Annotated in this window: 16 protein-coding genes and 2 pseudogenes; 13 read left to right on the top strand and 5 right to left on the bottom strand. The window is 65.1% G+C overall.

Going from position 1 to position 15,946, the window contains the following annotated elements:
- Window positions 1-32 precede the first annotated feature (32 nt).
- Genes HACJB3_RS09135 through HACJB3_RS09120 form a run of 4 tightly spaced genes read left to right on the top strand, consistent with a single transcriptional unit; the run spans window position 33 to window position 6,483 of the window.
- Window positions 33-1,301 (top strand): Single-stranded DNA binding protein, encoded by a 1,269-nt coding sequence (locus HACJB3_RS09135; RefSeq protein ID WP_008417261.1) that lies wholly within the window; start codon window positions 33-35, stop codon window positions 1,299-1,301.
- Window positions 1,298-2,824 (top strand): hypothetical protein, encoded by a 1,527-nt coding sequence (locus HACJB3_RS09130; RefSeq protein ID WP_008417262.1) that lies wholly within the window; start codon window positions 1,298-1,300, stop codon window positions 2,822-2,824. Before HACJB3_RS09135 ends, HACJB3_RS09130 begins: the two co-directional genes overlap by 4 nt.
- On the top strand, window positions 2,824-3,594 hold the full coding sequence (locus HACJB3_RS09125) for a metallophosphoesterase (protein WP_008417263.1): 771 nt from the start codon (window positions 2,824-2,826) through the stop codon (window positions 3,592-3,594). The genes HACJB3_RS09130 and HACJB3_RS09125 overlap by 1 nt, the downstream gene beginning before the upstream one ends.
- A 48-nt stretch (window positions 3,595-3,642) precedes the next feature.
- Entirely contained in the window at window positions 3,643-6,483 is a 2,841-nt protein-coding gene (locus tag HACJB3_RS09120) for a DEAD/DEAH box helicase (protein ID WP_008417264.1), read from the top strand.
- Between the two features lie 6 nt (window positions 6,484-6,489).
- Here the strand turns inward: HACJB3_RS09120 and HACJB3_RS09115 are convergent, their stop codons facing one another.
- The gene (locus HACJB3_RS09115; RefSeq protein WP_008417265.1) at window positions 6,490-6,735 is read right to left on the bottom strand and encodes a hypothetical protein; all 246 of its coding nucleotides are present in this window, start codon (window positions 6,733-6,735) and stop codon (window positions 6,490-6,492) included.
- Window positions 6,736-6,879: 144 nt separating this feature from the next.
- Between HACJB3_RS09115 and HACJB3_RS09110 the strand changes: the two genes are divergently transcribed.
- Window positions 6,880-7,551 (top strand): protein sorting system archaetidylserine decarboxylase, encoded by a 672-nt coding sequence (locus HACJB3_RS09110; RefSeq protein ID WP_008417266.1) that lies wholly within the window; start codon window positions 6,880-6,882, stop codon window positions 7,549-7,551.
- Here HACJB3_RS09110 and HACJB3_RS09105 read toward each other — a convergent pair.
- Window positions 7,548-9,653: a CDC48 family AAA ATPase gene (locus HACJB3_RS09105; protein ID WP_008417267.1), complete on the bottom strand. Its 2,106-nt coding sequence runs from the start codon at window positions 9,651-9,653 to the stop codon at window positions 7,548-7,550. The two genes, HACJB3_RS09110 and HACJB3_RS09105, sit on opposite strands and share 4 nt — an antisense overlap.
- Window positions 9,654-9,742: 89 nt before the next feature.
- Here HACJB3_RS09105 and HACJB3_RS21060 point away from each other — a divergent pair, with 89 nt between their 5' ends.
- Window positions 9,743-9,877, top strand: coding sequence for a DUF7128 family protein (locus HACJB3_RS21060; RefSeq protein ID WP_008417268.1), 135 nt, complete (start codon window positions 9,743-9,745; stop codon window positions 9,875-9,877).
- Window positions 9,878-9,892: 15 nt separating this feature from the next.
- Here HACJB3_RS21060 and HACJB3_RS09095 read toward each other — a convergent pair whose 3' ends face one another.
- Window positions 9,893-10,327: a DUF5796 family protein gene (locus HACJB3_RS09095; protein ID WP_008417269.1), complete on the bottom strand. Its 435-nt coding sequence runs from the start codon at window positions 10,325-10,327 to the stop codon at window positions 9,893-9,895.
- A 74-nt stretch (window positions 10,328-10,401) separates the two neighbouring features.
- On the opposite strand from HACJB3_RS09095, the gene HACJB3_RS09090 reads away from it, so the two are divergent.
- Genes HACJB3_RS09090 through HACJB3_RS09080 form a run of 3 tightly spaced genes read left to right on the top strand, consistent with a single transcriptional unit; the run spans window position 10,402 to window position 11,930 of the window.
- Window positions 10,402-11,259: a shikimate kinase gene (locus HACJB3_RS09090; RefSeq protein ID WP_008417270.1), complete on the top strand. Its 858-nt coding sequence runs from the start codon at window positions 10,402-10,404 to the stop codon at window positions 11,257-11,259.
- A complete protein-coding gene (locus HACJB3_RS09085) occupies window positions 11,217-11,522 on the top strand; it encodes a chorismate mutase (RefSeq protein ID WP_368085829.1) in 306 nt (101 codons plus the stop codon). Before HACJB3_RS09090 ends, HACJB3_RS09085 begins: the two co-directional genes overlap by 43 nt.
- A gap of 51 nt (window positions 11,523-11,573) precedes the next feature.
- Window positions 11,574-11,930: a hypothetical protein gene (locus HACJB3_RS09080; RefSeq protein WP_008417273.1), complete on the top strand. Its 357-nt coding sequence runs from the start codon at window positions 11,574-11,576 to the stop codon at window positions 11,928-11,930.
- 51 nt (window positions 11,931-11,981) lie between these two features.
- Here the strand turns inward: HACJB3_RS09080 and HACJB3_RS09075 are convergent, their stop codons facing one another.
- Together HACJB3_RS09075 and HACJB3_RS09070 are read right to left on the bottom strand one after the other, a co-directional pair.
- Window positions 11,982-12,983 (bottom strand): arsenic resistance protein, encoded by a 1,002-nt coding sequence (locus tag HACJB3_RS09075; protein ID WP_008417274.1) that lies wholly within the window; start codon window positions 12,981-12,983, stop codon window positions 11,982-11,984.
- Between the two features lie 68 nt (window positions 12,984-13,051).
- Window positions 13,052-13,258, bottom strand: a pseudogene (locus HACJB3_RS09070) (CopG family ribbon-helix-helix protein); the annotation flags it as partial.
- On the opposite strand from HACJB3_RS09070, the pseudogene HACJB3_RS09065 reads away from it, so the two are divergent.
- From HACJB3_RS09065 to HACJB3_RS09050, 4 genes and pseudogenes are all read left to right on the top strand, one after another.
- Window positions 13,234-13,578, top strand: a pseudogene (locus tag HACJB3_RS09065) (hypothetical protein); the annotation flags it as partial. The pseudogenes HACJB3_RS09070 and HACJB3_RS09065 overlap by 25 nt on opposite strands.
- A 324-nt stretch (window positions 13,579-13,902) precedes the next feature.
- Window positions 13,903-14,388, top strand: a complete 486-nt coding sequence (locus HACJB3_RS09060) for an Rpp14/Pop5 family protein (protein ID WP_008417277.1) — start codon at window positions 13,903-13,905, stop codon at window positions 14,386-14,388.
- Between the two features lie 4 nt (window positions 14,389-14,392).
- Window positions 14,393-15,160 carry an archaeal proteasome endopeptidase complex subunit alpha gene (psmA, locus tag HACJB3_RS09055; RefSeq protein WP_008417278.1) on the top strand — a complete coding sequence of 256 codons (768 nt, stop codon included), beginning with the start codon at window positions 14,393-14,395 and terminating at the stop codon, window positions 15,158-15,160.
- 45 nt (window positions 15,161-15,205) lie between these two features.
- Complete coding sequence (locus tag HACJB3_RS09050; protein WP_008417279.1) at window positions 15,206-15,931, top strand: ribosome assembly factor SBDS; 726 nt, start codon at window positions 15,206-15,208, stop codon at window positions 15,929-15,931.
- Window positions 15,932-15,946 lie beyond the last annotated feature (15 nt).

The raw sequence follows: 15,946 nt of genomic DNA, 5'->3' as shown, positions 1-15,946 counted from the left end.
GTTTATGCCTGACCGCGCTCAAATGGGGGGTGATGAGCGTAGACGAACGTGCCGAGGCGCTCGCCTCCGACCTCGGTATCGACAAAGAGGAGGTCAAACAGGATCTCGAAAACCTCGTTTCCTACAGCGTGCCGATGGACGAGGCCGTCCAGAGTCTCCGCCGGAAGTACGGCGGCGCCTCGACGGGGAGCGAACCCGAATCGAAGGCTATCGGCGAGATCACGACCGCAGACAGCAACGTCACCGTCACCGCCCGCGTGCTGACGGCCGGGAAACGCTCGATCCGCTATCAGGGTAACGAGCAGGTGATCACCGAAGGCGTGCTCGCGGATTCAAGCGGCTCCATCGACTACACCGCCTGGGAGGAGTTCGGCCTCTCGCCCGGCGATACGGTCACGGCGGGTAACGCCGGGGTACGGGAGTGGGACGGCCACCCCGAACTCAACCTGGGCGAATCGACGTCGCTCGCCTTCGAGGACGAGACTCTCGACGTGCCCCACGAGATCGGTGGCGAACGCGATCTCGTAGGCGTCGAACCGGGCGACCGGGGGCTGACAGTCGAGGCCCGTATCCTCGAAGTCGAGACCCGGACCATCGACGGACGGGACGGCGAGACCGAGATCCTCTCGGGCGTGCTCGGCGACGAGAGCGCCAGACTGCCGTTTACCGACTGGGAACCACGCGAGGAGATCCGCGAGGGTGCCGACCTGCGCTTCGAGAACGTCTACATCCGCGAGTTCAGGGGCGCCCCCTCGGTCAACTGTTCCGAGTTCACGACCGTCTCGGCGCTCGACCGGGAGATCGCGGTCAGCGACTCGGCCCCCCGAAAACCCATCGGCGAGGCGGTCGAAAGCGGCGGGGCGTTCGACGTCGAGTTAGTCGGAACGATCGTCGCCGTGCGCGACGGCTCGGGACTCATCCAGCGCTGTCCCGAGTGCGGTCGAATGGTTCAGAAGGGGCAGTGTCGCAGCCACGGGCAGGTCGAGGGCGAGGACGACCTCCGGGTGAAGGCGATCCTCGACGACGGAACCGGTACCGTGACCGCGATCCTGGGGACCGAGCTGACCCGCGAGATCTACGGCGGGGACATCGACGACGCGCGCGAGCAGGCCCGCGATGCGATGGACCAGGAGGTCGTCGCGGATTCGATCCGCGAGACGCTCGTCGGTCGGGAGTACGCAGTGCGGGGCTCGCTGAGCATCGACGAGTACGGCGCGAACCTCAACGCGAGCGAATTCCACGAGGTCACAGAACCGCCGGCCGAGCGTGCTACGGCGCTGCTCGCGGAGGTGAGCGAATGAGTTCGAACCAGAACGGGGGCGCTTCGAGCGGCGATTCCGGACCCGGAACCCGCGAGATCGCCCACCGACTGTTCGCCTGCGAGTTCGATGCTGCAAGCCTCGAATACGCCGACAGCGACGAGGAACGCGCCCCGAAATACGTAATCACGCCGTCGGGCGCGCGGGTCAACCGGCTGTTCGTCGTCGGCGTCCTCACCGAGGTCGAGCGGGTCAACGAGGAGGTCGTCCGCGCACGAGTGGTCGACCCGACGGGCGCCTTTGTCGTGTATGCCGGCCAGTACCAGCCCGACGCGCTGGCCTTTCTCGAACGGGCCGACCCGCCCATGTTCGTCGCGGTGACGGGGAAGGCGAACACCTTCCAGCCCGAGGATTCGGATCGGGTCTACACCTCGGTTCGCCCAGAGAGCATCGCGGAGGTCGATGCCGAGACGCGCGATCGCTGGACCGTCCAGGCGGCCGAACACACTCTCGGACGGGTGGGCGAGTTCGCCCGCGTCCTCGACGGCGGGGAGAGCGATCCGACGAGCGGAGTCGGGCTGGCGCGCGAGGAGTACGCGACGACGCCCGCGTATCTGTCGGCGCTTCGCGACACGGCGCTCGATACAGCCCGCCTCGTCGCCGGCGAGGCCGAAGAGGTGACGCCGCCGGGGATCACCCCCGGCGAAGACGACGGTCGAGCCGTCATTCTCGGCGAGTTGTGGGACGCCACGGTCGCCGGGTCCGACACCGGCGAAGCCGAGGAGACGGCCGAGACGAGCGAACCGTCCGAACCCTCTCCCGTAGCCGAGCCGACAACGGCGGACGCCGAGGAAGAACCGGAGACCGAACTCGACAGCGAATCCGAACCGGACACCGGTGCGGTTGAGGCGGCGGAGGGTGGCGAGGGAGAGCCGACTGAAACGCCGTCCGAAACGAGTGAGACGGGGGTCGACGGGACCGGGACGGCCGACGCGACCGGGGCGTCGCCCTCGGAGACCGAGGAACCGAGCGACCGGTTAGACGTCGAGGACTCGGAGACGTCCGGGACGGATCAAGCGGACGACGAGCCGACCGAAGCCGCGGCCGACGAGAACGAACTCTACGAGTTCGACGCCGAGGAGCGCGCCGAGATCGAATCCGAGTTCGACATGGACTTCTCCTCGGGCAACGAGGTCGACGACCCCGGCGAGGCGGATATCGAGGTTCCCGAGCCTGACGGGCCGAGCGACGAGACAACCGACGTCACGGAACCGGCCGGGCAAACGGACACCGAGGGCGTCGCTGACTCGGGGACCGAGCCCACGTCCGGCGTGGACGAAACCACCGGGGACGAATCGCCCGACGAGGACGTCGACGTCGAAGACCGGGCCATGGCCGTGATGAAAGAGCTCGCCGACGGCGACGGCGCGGACCGCGAGCAAGTGATCGAGCGGGTCGCGAACGAGGCCGGCGTCGGCCCCGAGACAGTCGACGAGGCCATCGACAGCGCGCTGTTGAGCGGGCGGTGCTACGAGCCCCAGGACGACGTGTTGAAGCCCATTTGATGGCGCTCGTCGAGCCGATTCCGGGCGAACCCGCCGCACGCGTAGATCTCGGTACGGAACGCGCGGTCGTGCTTGCGGACTTCCACGCCGGGATCGAGGGGGCGCTTCGCTACGAGAACGGCGTTGAGGTCGCGAGCCGCGCCGAACAACGCCGCGAACGTGTCCAACAATTGTTGGGCGAGACGGACGCCGACCGGCTCGTGATCCTCGGTGACTTCATGCACTCGATCGGCGGGCCGGGCGGCGCGGAGCGCGGCGAGATCGAGGTCTTCCTCGAATCCCTCACTGTTCCCGTGACGATCGTCAAGGGTAACCACGACGGCGACATCGAGTCAATCGTCGAGAACGCCCGCTCGCCCCGAACGCCCGGGTCGATCCCCGCGGTGACCGTTACCTCGGGTGGGGGCTGTCGGCTCGGCGACGTGGGCTTTTGCCACGGTCACAGCTGGCCCGCACCGGAGGTGCTCGGTGCCCGGGTGGTCTGTGTGGGTCACGAACACCCGCAGGTCAGGCTGACCGACGAGGTCGGCGGCACTCGTACCGAACGGGTGTGGCTCCGGGGCGCGCTTTCCCGGGAGCCGTTCGCGGATCGTGTGGGTGCGTGGACGGACACCGATCTGGTCGTGTTCCCGGCGTTCAACGAACTGATGGGTGGGACGTGGGTCAATGTCGGTCAGGACTTTCTTTGTCCGTTTTTGCCTGATGGGTTGGACGGGGGCGAGGCGTACCTGCTCGACGGAACGCGGCTAGGACCTTACGAGGCGGTTTGAGAGTGGGCAGGCAACGCGCTTACTTTCCTCCGACACGTACGAGATCCGATGAGCGAACAGCGGGCCGTGTCGGGTTCTGCGACCTTCACACACCTCGGCAGCGAGGTCCGGGCAGCGCTCTCCGAGCGAGGGTTTCAGACGCCGACAGCGCCCCAACGCGCAGCGATCGCGCCGCTTGCCGCCGGGGAGAACGCGCTCGTGATCGCGCCCACTGGAACCGGCAAGACCGAGACCGCCATGTTGCCGGTGTTCGATTCGATCACCCGCTCGGAGACTCCCTTCGGGCTCTCGGCACTGTACATCACGCCGCTGCGGGCGCTGAACCGCGACATGCGCGAACGCCTTGACTGGTGGGGCGAGCGATTGGGAATCGAAATCGCGGTGCGCCACGGCGATACCTCGGATTATCAGCGCCAGAAACAGGCCAACGACCCGCCGGACGTGCTCGTGACGACTCCCGAAACGGTGCAGGCGATGCTGACCGGCTCGAAGCTCCGGGAGGCCCTCTCGGACATCGAATTCGTCGTCGTCGACGAGGTCCACGAACTCGCTGCCTCGAAACGCGGCGCGCAGATGGCGATCGCCCTCGAACGGCTGGTCAAACTCGCGGGCGACTTCCAGCGAATCGGCCTCTCGGCGACCGTCGGGGATCCCGAGTCGGTGGGCGCCTTCCTGACGGGGAACCGGCCCTGCGAGATCTGCGAGGTGGAGGCGGGGAGCCGGCTCGATCTGCGCGTGCTTACTCCCGAGATCGAACCCGGCGACGAGGGGCTCGCAAGCGAACTCGTCACCGAACCCGAGATGGCGAGCCACGTGCGAGCGATTCGAGAAGTCGTCGAGGAGAACGAGTCCACACTGATCTTCGTCAACACGCGCCAGACCGCCGAAGCGCTGGGGTCGCGGTTCAACGTCCTAGAGGCGAACATCGGGGTGCACCACGGCTCGCTCGCGAAGGACGCCCGAATCGAGGTCGAGGACGCGTTCAAAGCCGGGGAACTCGACGGATTGTTGTGTACGTCCTCGATGGAGCTCGGGATCGACGTGGGGCAGGTCGATCACGTCGTCCAGTACTCGAGCCCCCGGGAGGTCTCGCGGCTGCTCCAGCGCGTGGGGCGGGCGGGCCACCGAAGCGACCAGGTCTCACAGGGGACCGTGATCGCCACCAGCCCCGACGACGCGCTCGAAGCGCTCGCGATCGTCGACCGCGCTCGTCGGGGCGACGTCGAGCGGGCGGCGATCCACACCGGCAGTCTCGATACGCTCGCGAACCAGATCAGTGGGTTAGTAATGGGCCACGGCGAGATCGGCGCCAGAAAAGCCTACGAGATCGTTACCCACGCCTCACCGTTCGCCGAGTTGCCAGAGGAGACGTTTCGGGAGGTCGTCCGGGAGCTCTCGAACAACCGGATCATCTGGCTCGACGAGGAAAGCGACAGCCTCGAGAAATCGGGCGGCACCTGGCAGTACGTCTACGCGAACCTCTCGATGATCCCCGACGAGGCGACCTTCGAGGTCCGCGACGTCGCGAGCGGCCGCGGGGTCGGCACCCTTGACGAGCGCTTCGTCACCACCTTCGCCGAGCCGGGTGCGACGTTCATCCAGCGAGGCGAGATGTGGCGGATCGTCGAGATCGAGGACGAAGAGGAAAAAGTCCGAGTGAGCCCCGTCGAGAACCCGACCGGCGAGATCCCCTCCTGGGTCGGCCAGGAGATCCCCGTTCCCCAGGCGGTTGCCGAGAACGTCGGCGAGCTCCGGCGGGTGGCCGCCCCGCAGTTCGAGGGCGGCGCGACACGCGAGTCGGTCGCCCGTGAGTTCGTCTCGCGCTACCCGACCGACCGCCACACCGCAAGCGAGGCGCTCTCGCCGATCGAACGCCACGTCGAGACCGGCCACCCGATCCCCGACGAGGACCGCCTGCTGATCGAATTCTCGGGCGGCACGGTGGTGGTGAACGCCTGCTTCGGCCACAAGGTAAACGAGACTTTGGGGAGGTTGCTCTCTGCCCTTTTGGGCCAGCGAACCGGTTCGTCGGTCGGGTTGGAAACCGACCCCTACCGGATCGAGCTGACGGTTCCCTCGGGGATCGCTGCCCGGGACGTCGTCGAGGTTCTCGAAGGGACGGACCCCGAACACGTCGAGGCGCTGATCGAGTTGAGTCTGAAGAACTCCGACGCGCTCAAGTTCCGCCTCGCGCAGGTCGCCGCGAAGTTCGGCGCGCTCAAATCCTGGCAGGGATCCAGAGAGCGGATCTCGATGGACCGCTTGTTGGGTGCGCTCGAAGACACCCCCATGTACGAGGAGGCGGTGCGGGAGGTCTTTCACGAGGACCTTGACGTCCCGAGTGCGGCCCGCGTGCTCGAACGGGTTCAGTCGGGCGAACTCGCCCTGTCCCGGGTCGGCGAGCGCACGCCGCTCGGAATCGGGGGCCGATCGTCGAGTACGGAACTGCTCTCGCCGGAGAACGCCGACGCGAGCGTGATCGAGACGGTGCGAGAGCGGATCAAGGAGGACCGGGTACTGTTGGCCTGTCTGCACTGCAAGGAATGGGACCGTACCCAGAAGGTCGAGCGCGTCGCGGAGCAGCCCGAGTGTCCCAACTGCGGGTCGACGATGGTCGCCGCGCTCAACCCGTGGGCCGAGGAGGTCGTCGAGGCCGTCCGAAAGAACGAAAAGGACACCGAGGAGGAGAAGGCGACCCGGCGGGCCTACACGGCCGCCAGTCTCGTCCAGGGCCACGGTAAGCAGGCCGTGATCGCACTCGCCGCACGCGGTGTCGGTCCTCGCAACGCCGCCTACATCATCAACAACCACCGCGAGAGCGAGGACGACTTCTATCGGGACATTTTGGAAAAGGAACGCGAGTACGCCCGGACGCAGGCGTTCTGGTAGCTCCGTTCAGGGACGATAGCCGACGAGGACCGAGACGTTCCGCCCGAGATATCGGAGACTGGAGGCGACGATGGTGAGACCGAAGACGACGCCGAGCGCCATGAGGAGGACCCCTCTGTTGAACGAGGACGCGACGATCAGTAGTCCGAAGACGGACGAAAACGCGAAAACAACGGCGAGGAGGCTCGCTTTCGCCTTCTCCCTGAGGACGTCTTCGACGGCTCGTTCGACGATATCATGCTCGTGATCCATCTGAGACTCGGTGTATTATCATCATACAACATACATATATCTGCTGGCGACCGTCGGTCGGTTCGGATGCTGTGCTGAAAAGGGCCTCAGACAGCACTTAGCGCAAGCGAAAGACCCGTATGACAGGGGGTTGAATCGCGAGCCATGAAGTTCGCCTCGGGAGCGTGGTGGTACGTCGTGCCCCTGTTGTTGCTCGCCTTTCCGGCGTTCGTCGTCAGCCCGATGCTCGGAGGGCTGTTCGTGATCGGTGCCGCCGGGACGCTGTTTTTCTTCCGGGACCCCGAGCGCACGCCGCCCTTTACGGGGATCGTCTCGCCCGCCGACGGCAAGATCTCGGAGATCAGAACGGAGGGCGACCAGCTGCGAGTCTGCATCTTCATGAACGTCCACGACGTCCACGTCGTGCGCGCGCCCGACGACGGCGTCGTTCAGCATGTCGAGCACGAGTCGGGCGGCTATCGCCCGGCGTTCTCGAAGGAGTCGGACAGAAACGAGAAGGTCCGGATCGGCTTTGAGGAGAGCGAGGTAACCCTCATCGCGGGCGCCTTCGCCCGTCGGATCACTCCCTACGTCGAGGAGGGCGAGGAACTCGAACGCGCCGAGCGACTCGGCCACATCGCCTTCGGGAGCCGCGTCGATGTTCTGCTCCCGCCGGAGATCCACTACCCCGACCTGCGGGTCGAACGCGGCGAGAAAATCACGGCGGGCGAGACCAAGATCGCGAGTCCACCGGGCGCGAACGACGAGTGGGAGTGGCCCGCCGCCGACAGCGACACGAACGACGAGGGCGCCGAAAACGCCGAGCCCGCCGATTAGCGCGAGGGTTCGATCCCCTCGCGTGCGGCCTCGAAGTGTTCCTTTCTGATCTCGATTTCGTCCGCGCGCTCGATGGCTTCCTCGGGACCGTATTCGCTTGCGACCTCCCGGATCGCGCGCATCGAGGCCGCCCGACACAGCGCCGCGAGATCCGCACCGGTGAAGTCGTCGAGGTCTGCGGCCAGCGCGTCGAGGTCGACGTCCTCGCCCAGCGGCTTCTCGCGGGTGTGGATCGCCAGAATCGCTCTGCGACCGGCCTCGTCGGGCGCGGGTACCTCGATATGGGTTTCCAGACGACCGGGTCGGATCAGCGCCCGGTCGAGCGCTTCTTTCCTGTTGGTCGCGGCCAGCACCACTAGATTGGGATTGTCCGCCAGCCCGTCGAGTTCGGTCAGGAGTTGCGAGACGACGCGCTCGGTCACCTCATGTCCTCCGCCGCGTTCGGCGGCCAGCGCGTCGATCTCGTCGAAGAAGACGATCGACGGGGCCGTCTGGCGCGCGCGCTCGAACACCTTGCGGACGGCTTTCTCGCTTTCCCCGACGTAGCGATCGAGCAGTTCGGGGCCGGCGACGTGGATGAAGTTGACGCCGCTCTCGCTGGCGATGGCGCGCGCCAGCAGGGTCTTTCCGGTGCCGGGCGGCCCATAGAGCAACACCCCGGATGGCGGTTCGGTCGCGGTCTTCTCGAATAATTCAGTGTAGGAAAGCGGCCACTCGATGGCTTCTTGGAGGGTTTGTTTCGCTTCATCCAGCCCGCCGACGTCCGCGAAGCTCGTTTGAGGGGTTTCGGCGACGAACTCGCGCATCGCCGAGGGGTCGACCGCGGCGCGCGCCCCGTCGAAATCCGCGCGAGTGACGGTGAGGTCGGCGAGCGTCCCCCCATCGGAGCGAAAGCGCCGCAGGGCGTTCATCCCCGCCTCGGTCGCCAGTGCGTGGATGTCCGCGCCGACGAAGCCGTAGGTGTGATCGGCGAGCCGGTCCAGCGAAACCTCCTCGGCGAGCGGCATCCCTCGGGTGTGAACCTCGAAGATCTCTCGGCGGCCGACGGCGTCGGGGACGCCGATCTCGATCTCGCGGTCGAAGCGCCCGCCCCGGCGCAGTGCGGGATCGAGCGAGTCCACGCGGTTGGTCGCGCCGATGACGACGACGTCCCCGCGGGCATCGAGGCCGTCCATCAGGCTCAACAGTTGGGCGACCACGCGGTTCTCGACGTCGCCCGAATCGTCGCGTTTTCCCGCGACCGAATCGATCTCGTCGAAGAAGACGATCGACGGCGAGTTCTCCCTGGCCCTCTCGAAGACCTCCCGGAGTTGTTCCTCGCTTTCGCCCTTGTATTTCGACATGATTTCCGGGCCCGAGACGGTGTGGAAGCTCGCATCGACCTCGTTCGCCACGGCGCGGGCGATCAGCGTTTTCCCCGTACCCGGCGGCCCGTAGAGCAACACGCCCTTGGGCGCGTCGATGCCGACCTGCCGGAAGAGTTCAGGCTCCGAAAGCGGGAGTTCGATCATCTCGCGGACGAGGTCGAGTTCGTCGTCGAGCCCGCCGATGTCCTCGTAGCTGATCCGGCCGTCACCCGTGCTCTCGGCGGTTTCTGCGGCCTCGACGTCCGCCGGCACCGTCACCCGCGTCGAGTCGGTGATCCTGACGGTTCCGTCCGGGTTCGTGTCGGTGATCGAAAACGGGCCGACCCCGAGGCGCTCGATCCGGACGCGTTCGCCGGCCCGAACCGGCCGGTCCCGCAGGTCGCGTTTCACGGCTCGTTCGACACTTTCTGCGTCCTCCGCGGAGATCGAGACGGGCGGCGTGATCGTCACCGAGCGGGCATCCTCGACGGTCTGTTTGTGGACCGAGACGGTATCTCCGATGCTCACGCCGGCATTCGCGCGCGTATCGGCGTCGATCTGAATCGTTCCTGTTTCGGCGCTCGGGCCGGCGGGCCATACTTTGGCAACGGTGATTCGCTCGCCTTCGATGAGAACGGTGTCGCCACTCAGCACGGAGAGCGCCTGGCGGGCAGCTTCGGGCAGGCGGGCGACCCCACGACCCGCATCGCGCTTCTCGGCGCCGCGAACCGTCAGGGTCACCTCGGGATCGTTCATGTCAGTTCGTGGGGGTCGGGGTGTCTTTACCGTTCGGACTCGTCCGGGTCGACACAACGCATTTGGTCCGTCCCATCAGACTGTGTGCTATGGTGGTACAGACCCAGCGCGAGGACGGGACGTGGTACGAGTGTGAGGGCTGTGGACTCATGTTCGACGAGCGTGAGGACGCCCGCCAGCACGAGGCGAACTGCGACGCCGAAGACCCCTCGTACATCCAGTAGCCCTGGCCCCCGCGATCACTCCTCGGCGTCGTTGACCATCTCGTAGGCGTGTTCGCTCATCTCGTCCTCGGCGAAGACGAACACCCGCCCGCGGGCGATCTCGGGATCGCCCTCGACGAACACCCGGTGGCCCTCCGACCGGACCTCGACGCCCGGAAAGACCTCCTCTCGCTCGCCGGATTCGACGAGTACCCGCCCCACGCCGGTCGATTCGAGCACGTCGTCGTGGGTTTTCAGGTCGTTGACGTACACCATCACGCCCTCGGTTTCGGTCGGATCGGTCACGAGGACGTGGACCTCCTTTCCCGGCGGGGTTCGGAGCGTTCCCGAGACGGTCTCGGGCACGCCGTGATAGAAGACTTCCCGGCCGTCGATGTATCTGACTGCGATCCCGCTTTCCTGTAACTCGATCCCAAGCGTCGCGGGCGAGACGTTGCTTCGCTGGCTCATTGCTCTCACTACGTGCCCCGGCGGAAAAGCGCCGCGTTCGAAGCCGATAAATGGGGACTCCGAGTGAGTCCGGTATGGACGGCCGAGCACACGCGCCCGCGGCGGGCACGATCCTCAACGCGCTCGCAAACGAGCGGGGCGCGGCCTTCGCGATCGACCTCGAAACCACCGCGACCGTCGAACTCGACGGCTCCCGGGAGGTACGTGGCGAGATCGGCGGCGCGCCCGACGCGGACACCGCGCTGATCGAACGGTGCGTGGAACTCGCCGTGGCCGAGTACGGCGACCTGACGGCGGGGACAGCGGGCGGGACGGTGCGGACCGAAAGCGATGTACCCCTCGCGGCGGGGCTGAAGAGTTCGAGTGCCGCCGCCAACGCGACGGTACTGGCGACCTGCGAGGCGCTCAGGGTCGACGTCGAGCCCCTCGAAGCCTGCCGGCTGGGCGTGCGGGCGGCCCGCGAGGTCGGGGTCACGGTGACGGGCGCGTTCGACGACGCCTCGGCATCGATGTTGGGGGGCGTCACCGTGACGGACAACGCCGACGACGAACTGCTCGCTCACGAGACCGTCGAATGGGACGTGCTGGTCTGGACGCCCCCAGAGCAGGCGTTCAGCGCTGATGCGGACGTCGAGGCCTGCCGGAAGGTCGCTTCGATCGCCGACGTCGTCTGCGAACTCGCTTTGCAGGGCCGATACGGGCAAGCCATGTCGATCAACGGCTTTGCGTTCTGCGGGGCGCTCGGCTTCCCGACCGAGCCGATGCTCGAGGCGCTGCCCGACGTCGCGGGCGTCTCGCTGTCGGGGACCGGTCCGAGCTACGTCGCGGTCGGCGAACGACAGGTTTTAGCGGACCTCCGGGATGAGTGGGAGACACGGGATGGAACCACATGGCTGACAACGACGCGGACCGAGGGCGCACAAAGGGGATGAGTCTGGACGAACTGCGCGAGGAGATCGAGGAGATCGACCGCGATCTCGTCGAACTGATCGCGCGACGCACGTACGTAGCCGATACCATCGCGGAGGTGAAAGCCGAGCGTGACCTCCCCACCACCGACGAGGGCCAAGAACAGCGCGTGATGGACCGGGCCGGTGAGAACGCCGAGCAGTTCGAGGTCGACTCGAACCTCGTGAAGGCGATCTTCCGGTTGTTGATCGAACTGAACAAGGTCCACCAACGGGACAATCGGTAACAAATAGCGCGACATACGGAACCATTACTGACAGCGTTCTATCGACTATTAATGGTCGAGTGGAAGCAAGTCGAACTCGATTTGGCGGAGGAGGGCTATTCGGATTTCGAGTTCGATAGGGGCGAGACAGCGGTGCCCGGCGTGTCCGGGTCGTGGCTCGTTGGGAGAATTAAACGCGAGGGACGACTGAAACGAGAGAATCACCCGTTTCGATGGAAGGTTCTTGACTCGCTTCCGTTCGGAACGACGCTTCCAACTGACCCGGAGTACGCACCCGATAGTGTCCGTCAAATTGCTGAGAAGTATGGATTAGATGTGGTCATAATCAGCGGCGGGCGCGATTGGGTGCGAATCGCTCTTGTGGAAGCCGACTCCGAAGAAAAGCGGCAACTTGGGCGAAATCTGTAACGTCAGTCAGAGACCTGAACAAGTCCCCAGCGTTCAAATCGGACTGAATACTCACTCACGGCTCATGAGTTCGGGAAGTGCGGTTCGCTTTGGTGACTCCGGTACGAGCCACGCTGGAACTATGCGGGTGAGCGTGACCATTCCGACAAGTTCGACGAGCGTCTGGGTCACAACGACGGCTGGTGCCAATCGATAGTCCGGCGGAAGCGCAAGTGCGAGCGGCAAGACGACCAACGAGTTACGGGTAACCGACGTGAACACGAGCGCGCGACTCTCACCGGCATCCATTTCCAGTACTCCCGCCGCGAGTCGTCCGAGTATTGGCATAACGGCGAGAAAGGCGACGTACACCGGGATGACGACCGCGATCTGCCCGATCGAGTTCTGTACCCGGGGGAGTTGCGACGCGATGACGACGAACAACGTCGCACCCATCATCGGAACCGGCAACCACCCCATCGTCTCTCCCCATACTTTACCTCTCGACGACCGTTCCGCCCACACTTCGGTCAGCCACGCGAGCGTCAGGGGCAGCGCGATGATTATCAGGAACGCCTCGACGAACGGCTCCGGCTCGATGACCTCCGCAACTTCCCAACCCATGAACAGCCACAGATACACCGGGAGCAACAACAGTTGGACGAGCATCAGGACCGGGGTCGTCGCCGTAATTTGCTCGGAGTCGCCCTCTACAAGTTCGGTGAAGGTAATCACGTAGTCGATACACGGCGTCAGAAGAACCATAAACGCACCCACGAGAATGACTGGCCGTCGGGGGAGAAACCGTGTGAGCCCCCAGACGACGACGGGGACGACGAGGAAGTTCATCCCCAGCGCCGCCGCGATGAATCGCTGGTTCCGAAACGCGCGACGGAGCCGAACGAACGGGATTTCGAGGAACGTAACGTAGAGCAGGACGGCCAGCACGGGGTCGATGAGTCGCTCGAAGACTGTGGCTGAGTTCGGGCGACCGAGTCCGATGCTAACGGCGAGGAAAACGAAGGCCGTATAGACGACGACTTGATGCCGCTGAAGCCATCTCTTCGAATCCATCTACCGTCCATTTTGTGGGCTATCGGTAAACTGTCCTCGGTCTATCGATCGGCTGTCTTCTAATTCATTTATTCGACACTGTCTCGAATCACCATTACCTTGACTCGTCGCACACCATCGAAGTCTCGGAGTCGGTACGTTAGTTCACGTATTCGCTCGGCGGCCCCGCGACAAAAGAGCGATTCGAGACACCACTCGCCCTGATGTGTGTGACTCGTGTTGAGGATGACGTCCCGATAGTCGTGCTGGACAGCGTGGAGTTCCTGTGTCACGTCGCTCCCACTCACATGGAAGCCCCGACGAGGCCGCCGAACGTGGCCTTCTCGGTATCGCGTGGTTCGCGTTTGTCCTCGGCTTCGCTCACGAGGAGGAGTTCGAGATCATCGCGCTCTATGCCGGGTCGAACCACTGTCTCGAACTGATGAGCGCGTACGCCATTACCGTCATCGTCGGTATCGTCGGGCTGACGATGCCGTTGATAGCGGGGTACCAGCACTCGGAAGAGAGAATCGAGACGTACACGCCGTACCTCCCGGCGTTCTCCGCCGCCGTTCTCATCATCATGGGAGTCGGGTTCATCACCGGCCTGTTCTGAAGCGCGATTATCGGACCGTATCTGATCGTATTTGTACCAGAACGCGATTAGAGCTCTGTAACGCGTGTATTCGAGAGTTCTCAGCCCAGAAAATACTTTTATTTCTTTATATTATAGCTCGGACTGTATCTACCTGAACACGGTCGAGCAACGCGAGAACAGATAGCGCACACCACGATTCGACGAGCAGGATTGCAGTAGCGCCTCGGTGGTATCCGAGAGGAGACTGCGACCGACTCGATTTCGGACCCGTATCGGGTTTCGAAACCACCCTCCTTCGCCGGGGGCGGGGGACCTATCCGTGCGGGGACCGTTCGTAGAGCCGTGAGACACCTCCCGAAACACCTGCGTCCCAAGTGGCGCTACCTCGCGGTCGGGATCGAATCCTGGCCCGAGGCCGACCTCTCGCGTCGGGCGTTCCAGCGCCGTCTCTGGTATGCGGGTCAGAACCTGCTCGGGGATCCGGGCTGTGCGGACGCCGACCTCAGCGTCTTCGCGTTTCACCACGACGAGGGCGTCGGCGAGGCGGTCGTGCGCACCCGACGCGAGACGGTGGGCGAGGCACGGGCCGCGCTCGCCTGTCTCGACAAGATCGAGGGCCAGGAGGTCGGCATCGCCGTCCGCGGCGTGAGCGGGACGGTAAGAGGCTGTGAAGAAAAGTATTTAGGACGCCGACCGGAAGTTTCGGGCGAGAAACGCGTCGTGTTCGAAAACGCAGACCGGGCCGCCGTCACGCGCGACGGCCTCGTCGACGTACGGGTCGGGGATGCGTACACCGGCGCGACGGACTTCGACGTAACTCCAGTGTGATACTATGCAGGGACAATCCCAACAGCAGGCCTACGACCGCGGGATCACGATCTTCTCCCCGGACGGACGCCTCTATCAAGTCGAGTACGCCCGCGAGGCCGTAAAGCGCGGCACCGCAAGCATCGGCATTCGAACCGAGGGCGGCGTCGTTTTGGCCGTCGATAAGCGCATCCGCTCGCCGCTGATGGAACGGACCAGCGTCGAGAAGATCCACAAGGCCGACGACCACATCGGCATTGCCAGTGCGGGCCACGTAGCCGACGCTCGCCAGCTGATCGACTTCGCCCGGCGGAACGCGCAAGTGAATCGGCTTCGCTACGGCGAGCCCATCGGCGTCGAGACGCTGACCAAGGACGTCACCGACCACATCCAGCAGTACACCCAGGTCGGCGGTGCGCGCCCCTTCGGCGTCGCGTTGATCATCGGCGGCATCGAGGACGGCGAGCCGCGCCTCTACGAGACCGACCCCTCGGGGACGCCCTACGAGTGGAAGGCCCTCGCCGTGGGTGCGGACCGGGGCGACATCGAGGACTACCTCGAGGCCAACTACGAGGAAGCGGCCGACCTAGAGGGCGGGATCGAACTCGCGCTCCGGGCGCTCGCGGAGGTCAACGACGGCGAACTCCGCCCCGAGAGCATCGGCATGGCGACGATCCCGACCGAGACCGAAACGTTCACCGAGGTCGAGGACGACGAGATCGACTCGTATCTCGCGGAGTTCGACCTGCTGGCGGCCGAGGACGACGAGGAGTCCGACGACGCGGCCGAATAGGCGAAAGCGCGAACACTCTTTTATCGCCGGCCCGAACGCGTGGGTATGATATCGCTTGACGAGGCGGTGACCGCACGCCTCGAATCCCACGGTGCACGGTTCGAAGTGCTCGTCGATCCGGACGCGGCACTGGCGATCAAACGCGAGGAGTTCGACGGCGATCTAGAGGAGGTGATCGCCGCCGAGGAGGTCTTCGAGAACGCCTCGCGCGGGGATCGCCCCGCCGAAACGGATCTGGAGGACGTCTTCGAGACGACCGACCCCCTGGAGATCATCCCCGAGGTCATCCGGCGCGGGGAGATCCAGATCACCGCCGAGCAGCGCCGCGAGATGCAAGAACAGAAGCGCCGCCAGTTGATCAACCGCATCGCGCGAAACGCGGTCAACCCCCAGATGGACAACGCGCCCCATCCGCCGGATCGTATCGAAAGCGCCCTCGAGGAGACGGACTTTCGGATCGACGCGATGGAACCGGTCGAACAGCAGGTCGACGACGCGCTCGACGCTCTCAGGCCCGTGATTCCCATTCGGTTCGACGAGGTGATCGTCGCGGTCCAGATCCCTGCCGAGCACGCCGGCAGCGCACAGGCCCAGGTCAGGCAGTTCGGCGATCTCAAACGCGAGGAGTGGCAAAACGACGGCTCGTGGGTCGGGGTACTCGAGTTCCCCGCGGGGATGCAAAACGACTTCTACGATCTGGTGAACGAACACACCAGCGGCACCGCCGAAACGCGCATCATCAAGGACGAAGACGAGATCGGCACCCGGTAGCGCCGATCGCTCGAA

It is taken from the genome of Halalkalicoccus jeotgali B3 (genome assembly GCF_000196895.1).
GTDB lineage: Archaea > Halobacteriota > Halobacteria > Halobacteriales > Halalkalicoccaceae > Halalkalicoccus > Halalkalicoccus jeotgali.
This window is presented reverse-complemented; position numbering and strand designations above follow the sequence as displayed.

What these genes read in the sequence shown, in the direction of transcription:
- HACJB3_RS09135 (WP_008417261.1), top strand. Translation starts at nt 33, where the DNA reads ATGAGCGTAGACGAACGTGCCGAGGCGCTCGCCTCCGACCTCGGTATC.
- HACJB3_RS09130 (WP_008417262.1), top strand. Translation starts at nt 1,298, where the DNA reads ATGAGTTCGAACCAGAACGGGGGCGCTTCGAGCGGCGATTCCGGACCC.
- HACJB3_RS09125 (WP_008417263.1), top strand. Translation starts at nt 2,824, where the DNA reads ATGGCGCTCGTCGAGCCGATTCCGGGCGAACCCGCCGCACGCGTAGAT.
- HACJB3_RS09120 (WP_008417264.1), top strand. Translation starts at nt 3,643, where the DNA reads ATGAGCGAACAGCGGGCCGTGTCGGGTTCTGCGACCTTCACACACCTC.
- HACJB3_RS09115 (WP_008417265.1), bottom strand. Translation starts at nt 6,735, where the DNA reads ATGGATCACGAGCATGATATCGTCGAACGAGCCGTCGAAGACGTCCTC.
- HACJB3_RS09110 (WP_008417266.1), top strand. Translation starts at nt 6,880, where the DNA reads ATGAAGTTCGCCTCGGGAGCGTGGTGGTACGTCGTGCCCCTGTTGTTG.
- HACJB3_RS09105 (WP_008417267.1), bottom strand. Translation starts at nt 9,653, where the DNA reads ATGAACGATCCCGAGGTGACCCTGACGGTTCGCGGCGCCGAGAAGCGC.
- HACJB3_RS21060 (WP_008417268.1), top strand. Translation starts at nt 9,743, where the DNA reads ATGGTGGTACAGACCCAGCGCGAGGACGGGACGTGGTACGAGTGTGAG.
- HACJB3_RS09095 (WP_008417269.1), bottom strand. Translation starts at nt 10,327, where the DNA reads ATGAGCCAGCGAAGCAACGTCTCGCCCGCGACGCTTGGGATCGAGTTA.
- HACJB3_RS09090 (WP_008417270.1), top strand. Translation starts at nt 10,402, where the DNA reads ATGGACGGCCGAGCACACGCGCCCGCGGCGGGCACGATCCTCAACGCG.
- HACJB3_RS09085 (WP_368085829.1), top strand. Translation starts at nt 11,217, where the DNA reads ATGGCTGACAACGACGCGGACCGAGGGCGCACAAAGGGGATGAGTCTG.
- HACJB3_RS09080 (WP_008417273.1), top strand. Translation starts at nt 11,574, where the DNA reads ATGGTCGAGTGGAAGCAAGTCGAACTCGATTTGGCGGAGGAGGGCTAT.
- HACJB3_RS09075 (WP_008417274.1), bottom strand. Translation starts at nt 12,983, where the DNA reads ATGGATTCGAAGAGATGGCTTCAGCGGCATCAAGTCGTCGTCTATACG.
- psmA (WP_008417278.1), top strand. Translation starts at nt 14,393, where the DNA reads ATGCAGGGACAATCCCAACAGCAGGCCTACGACCGCGGGATCACGATC.
- HACJB3_RS09050 (WP_008417279.1), top strand. Translation starts at nt 15,206, where the DNA reads ATGATATCGCTTGACGAGGCGGTGACCGCACGCCTCGAATCCCACGGT.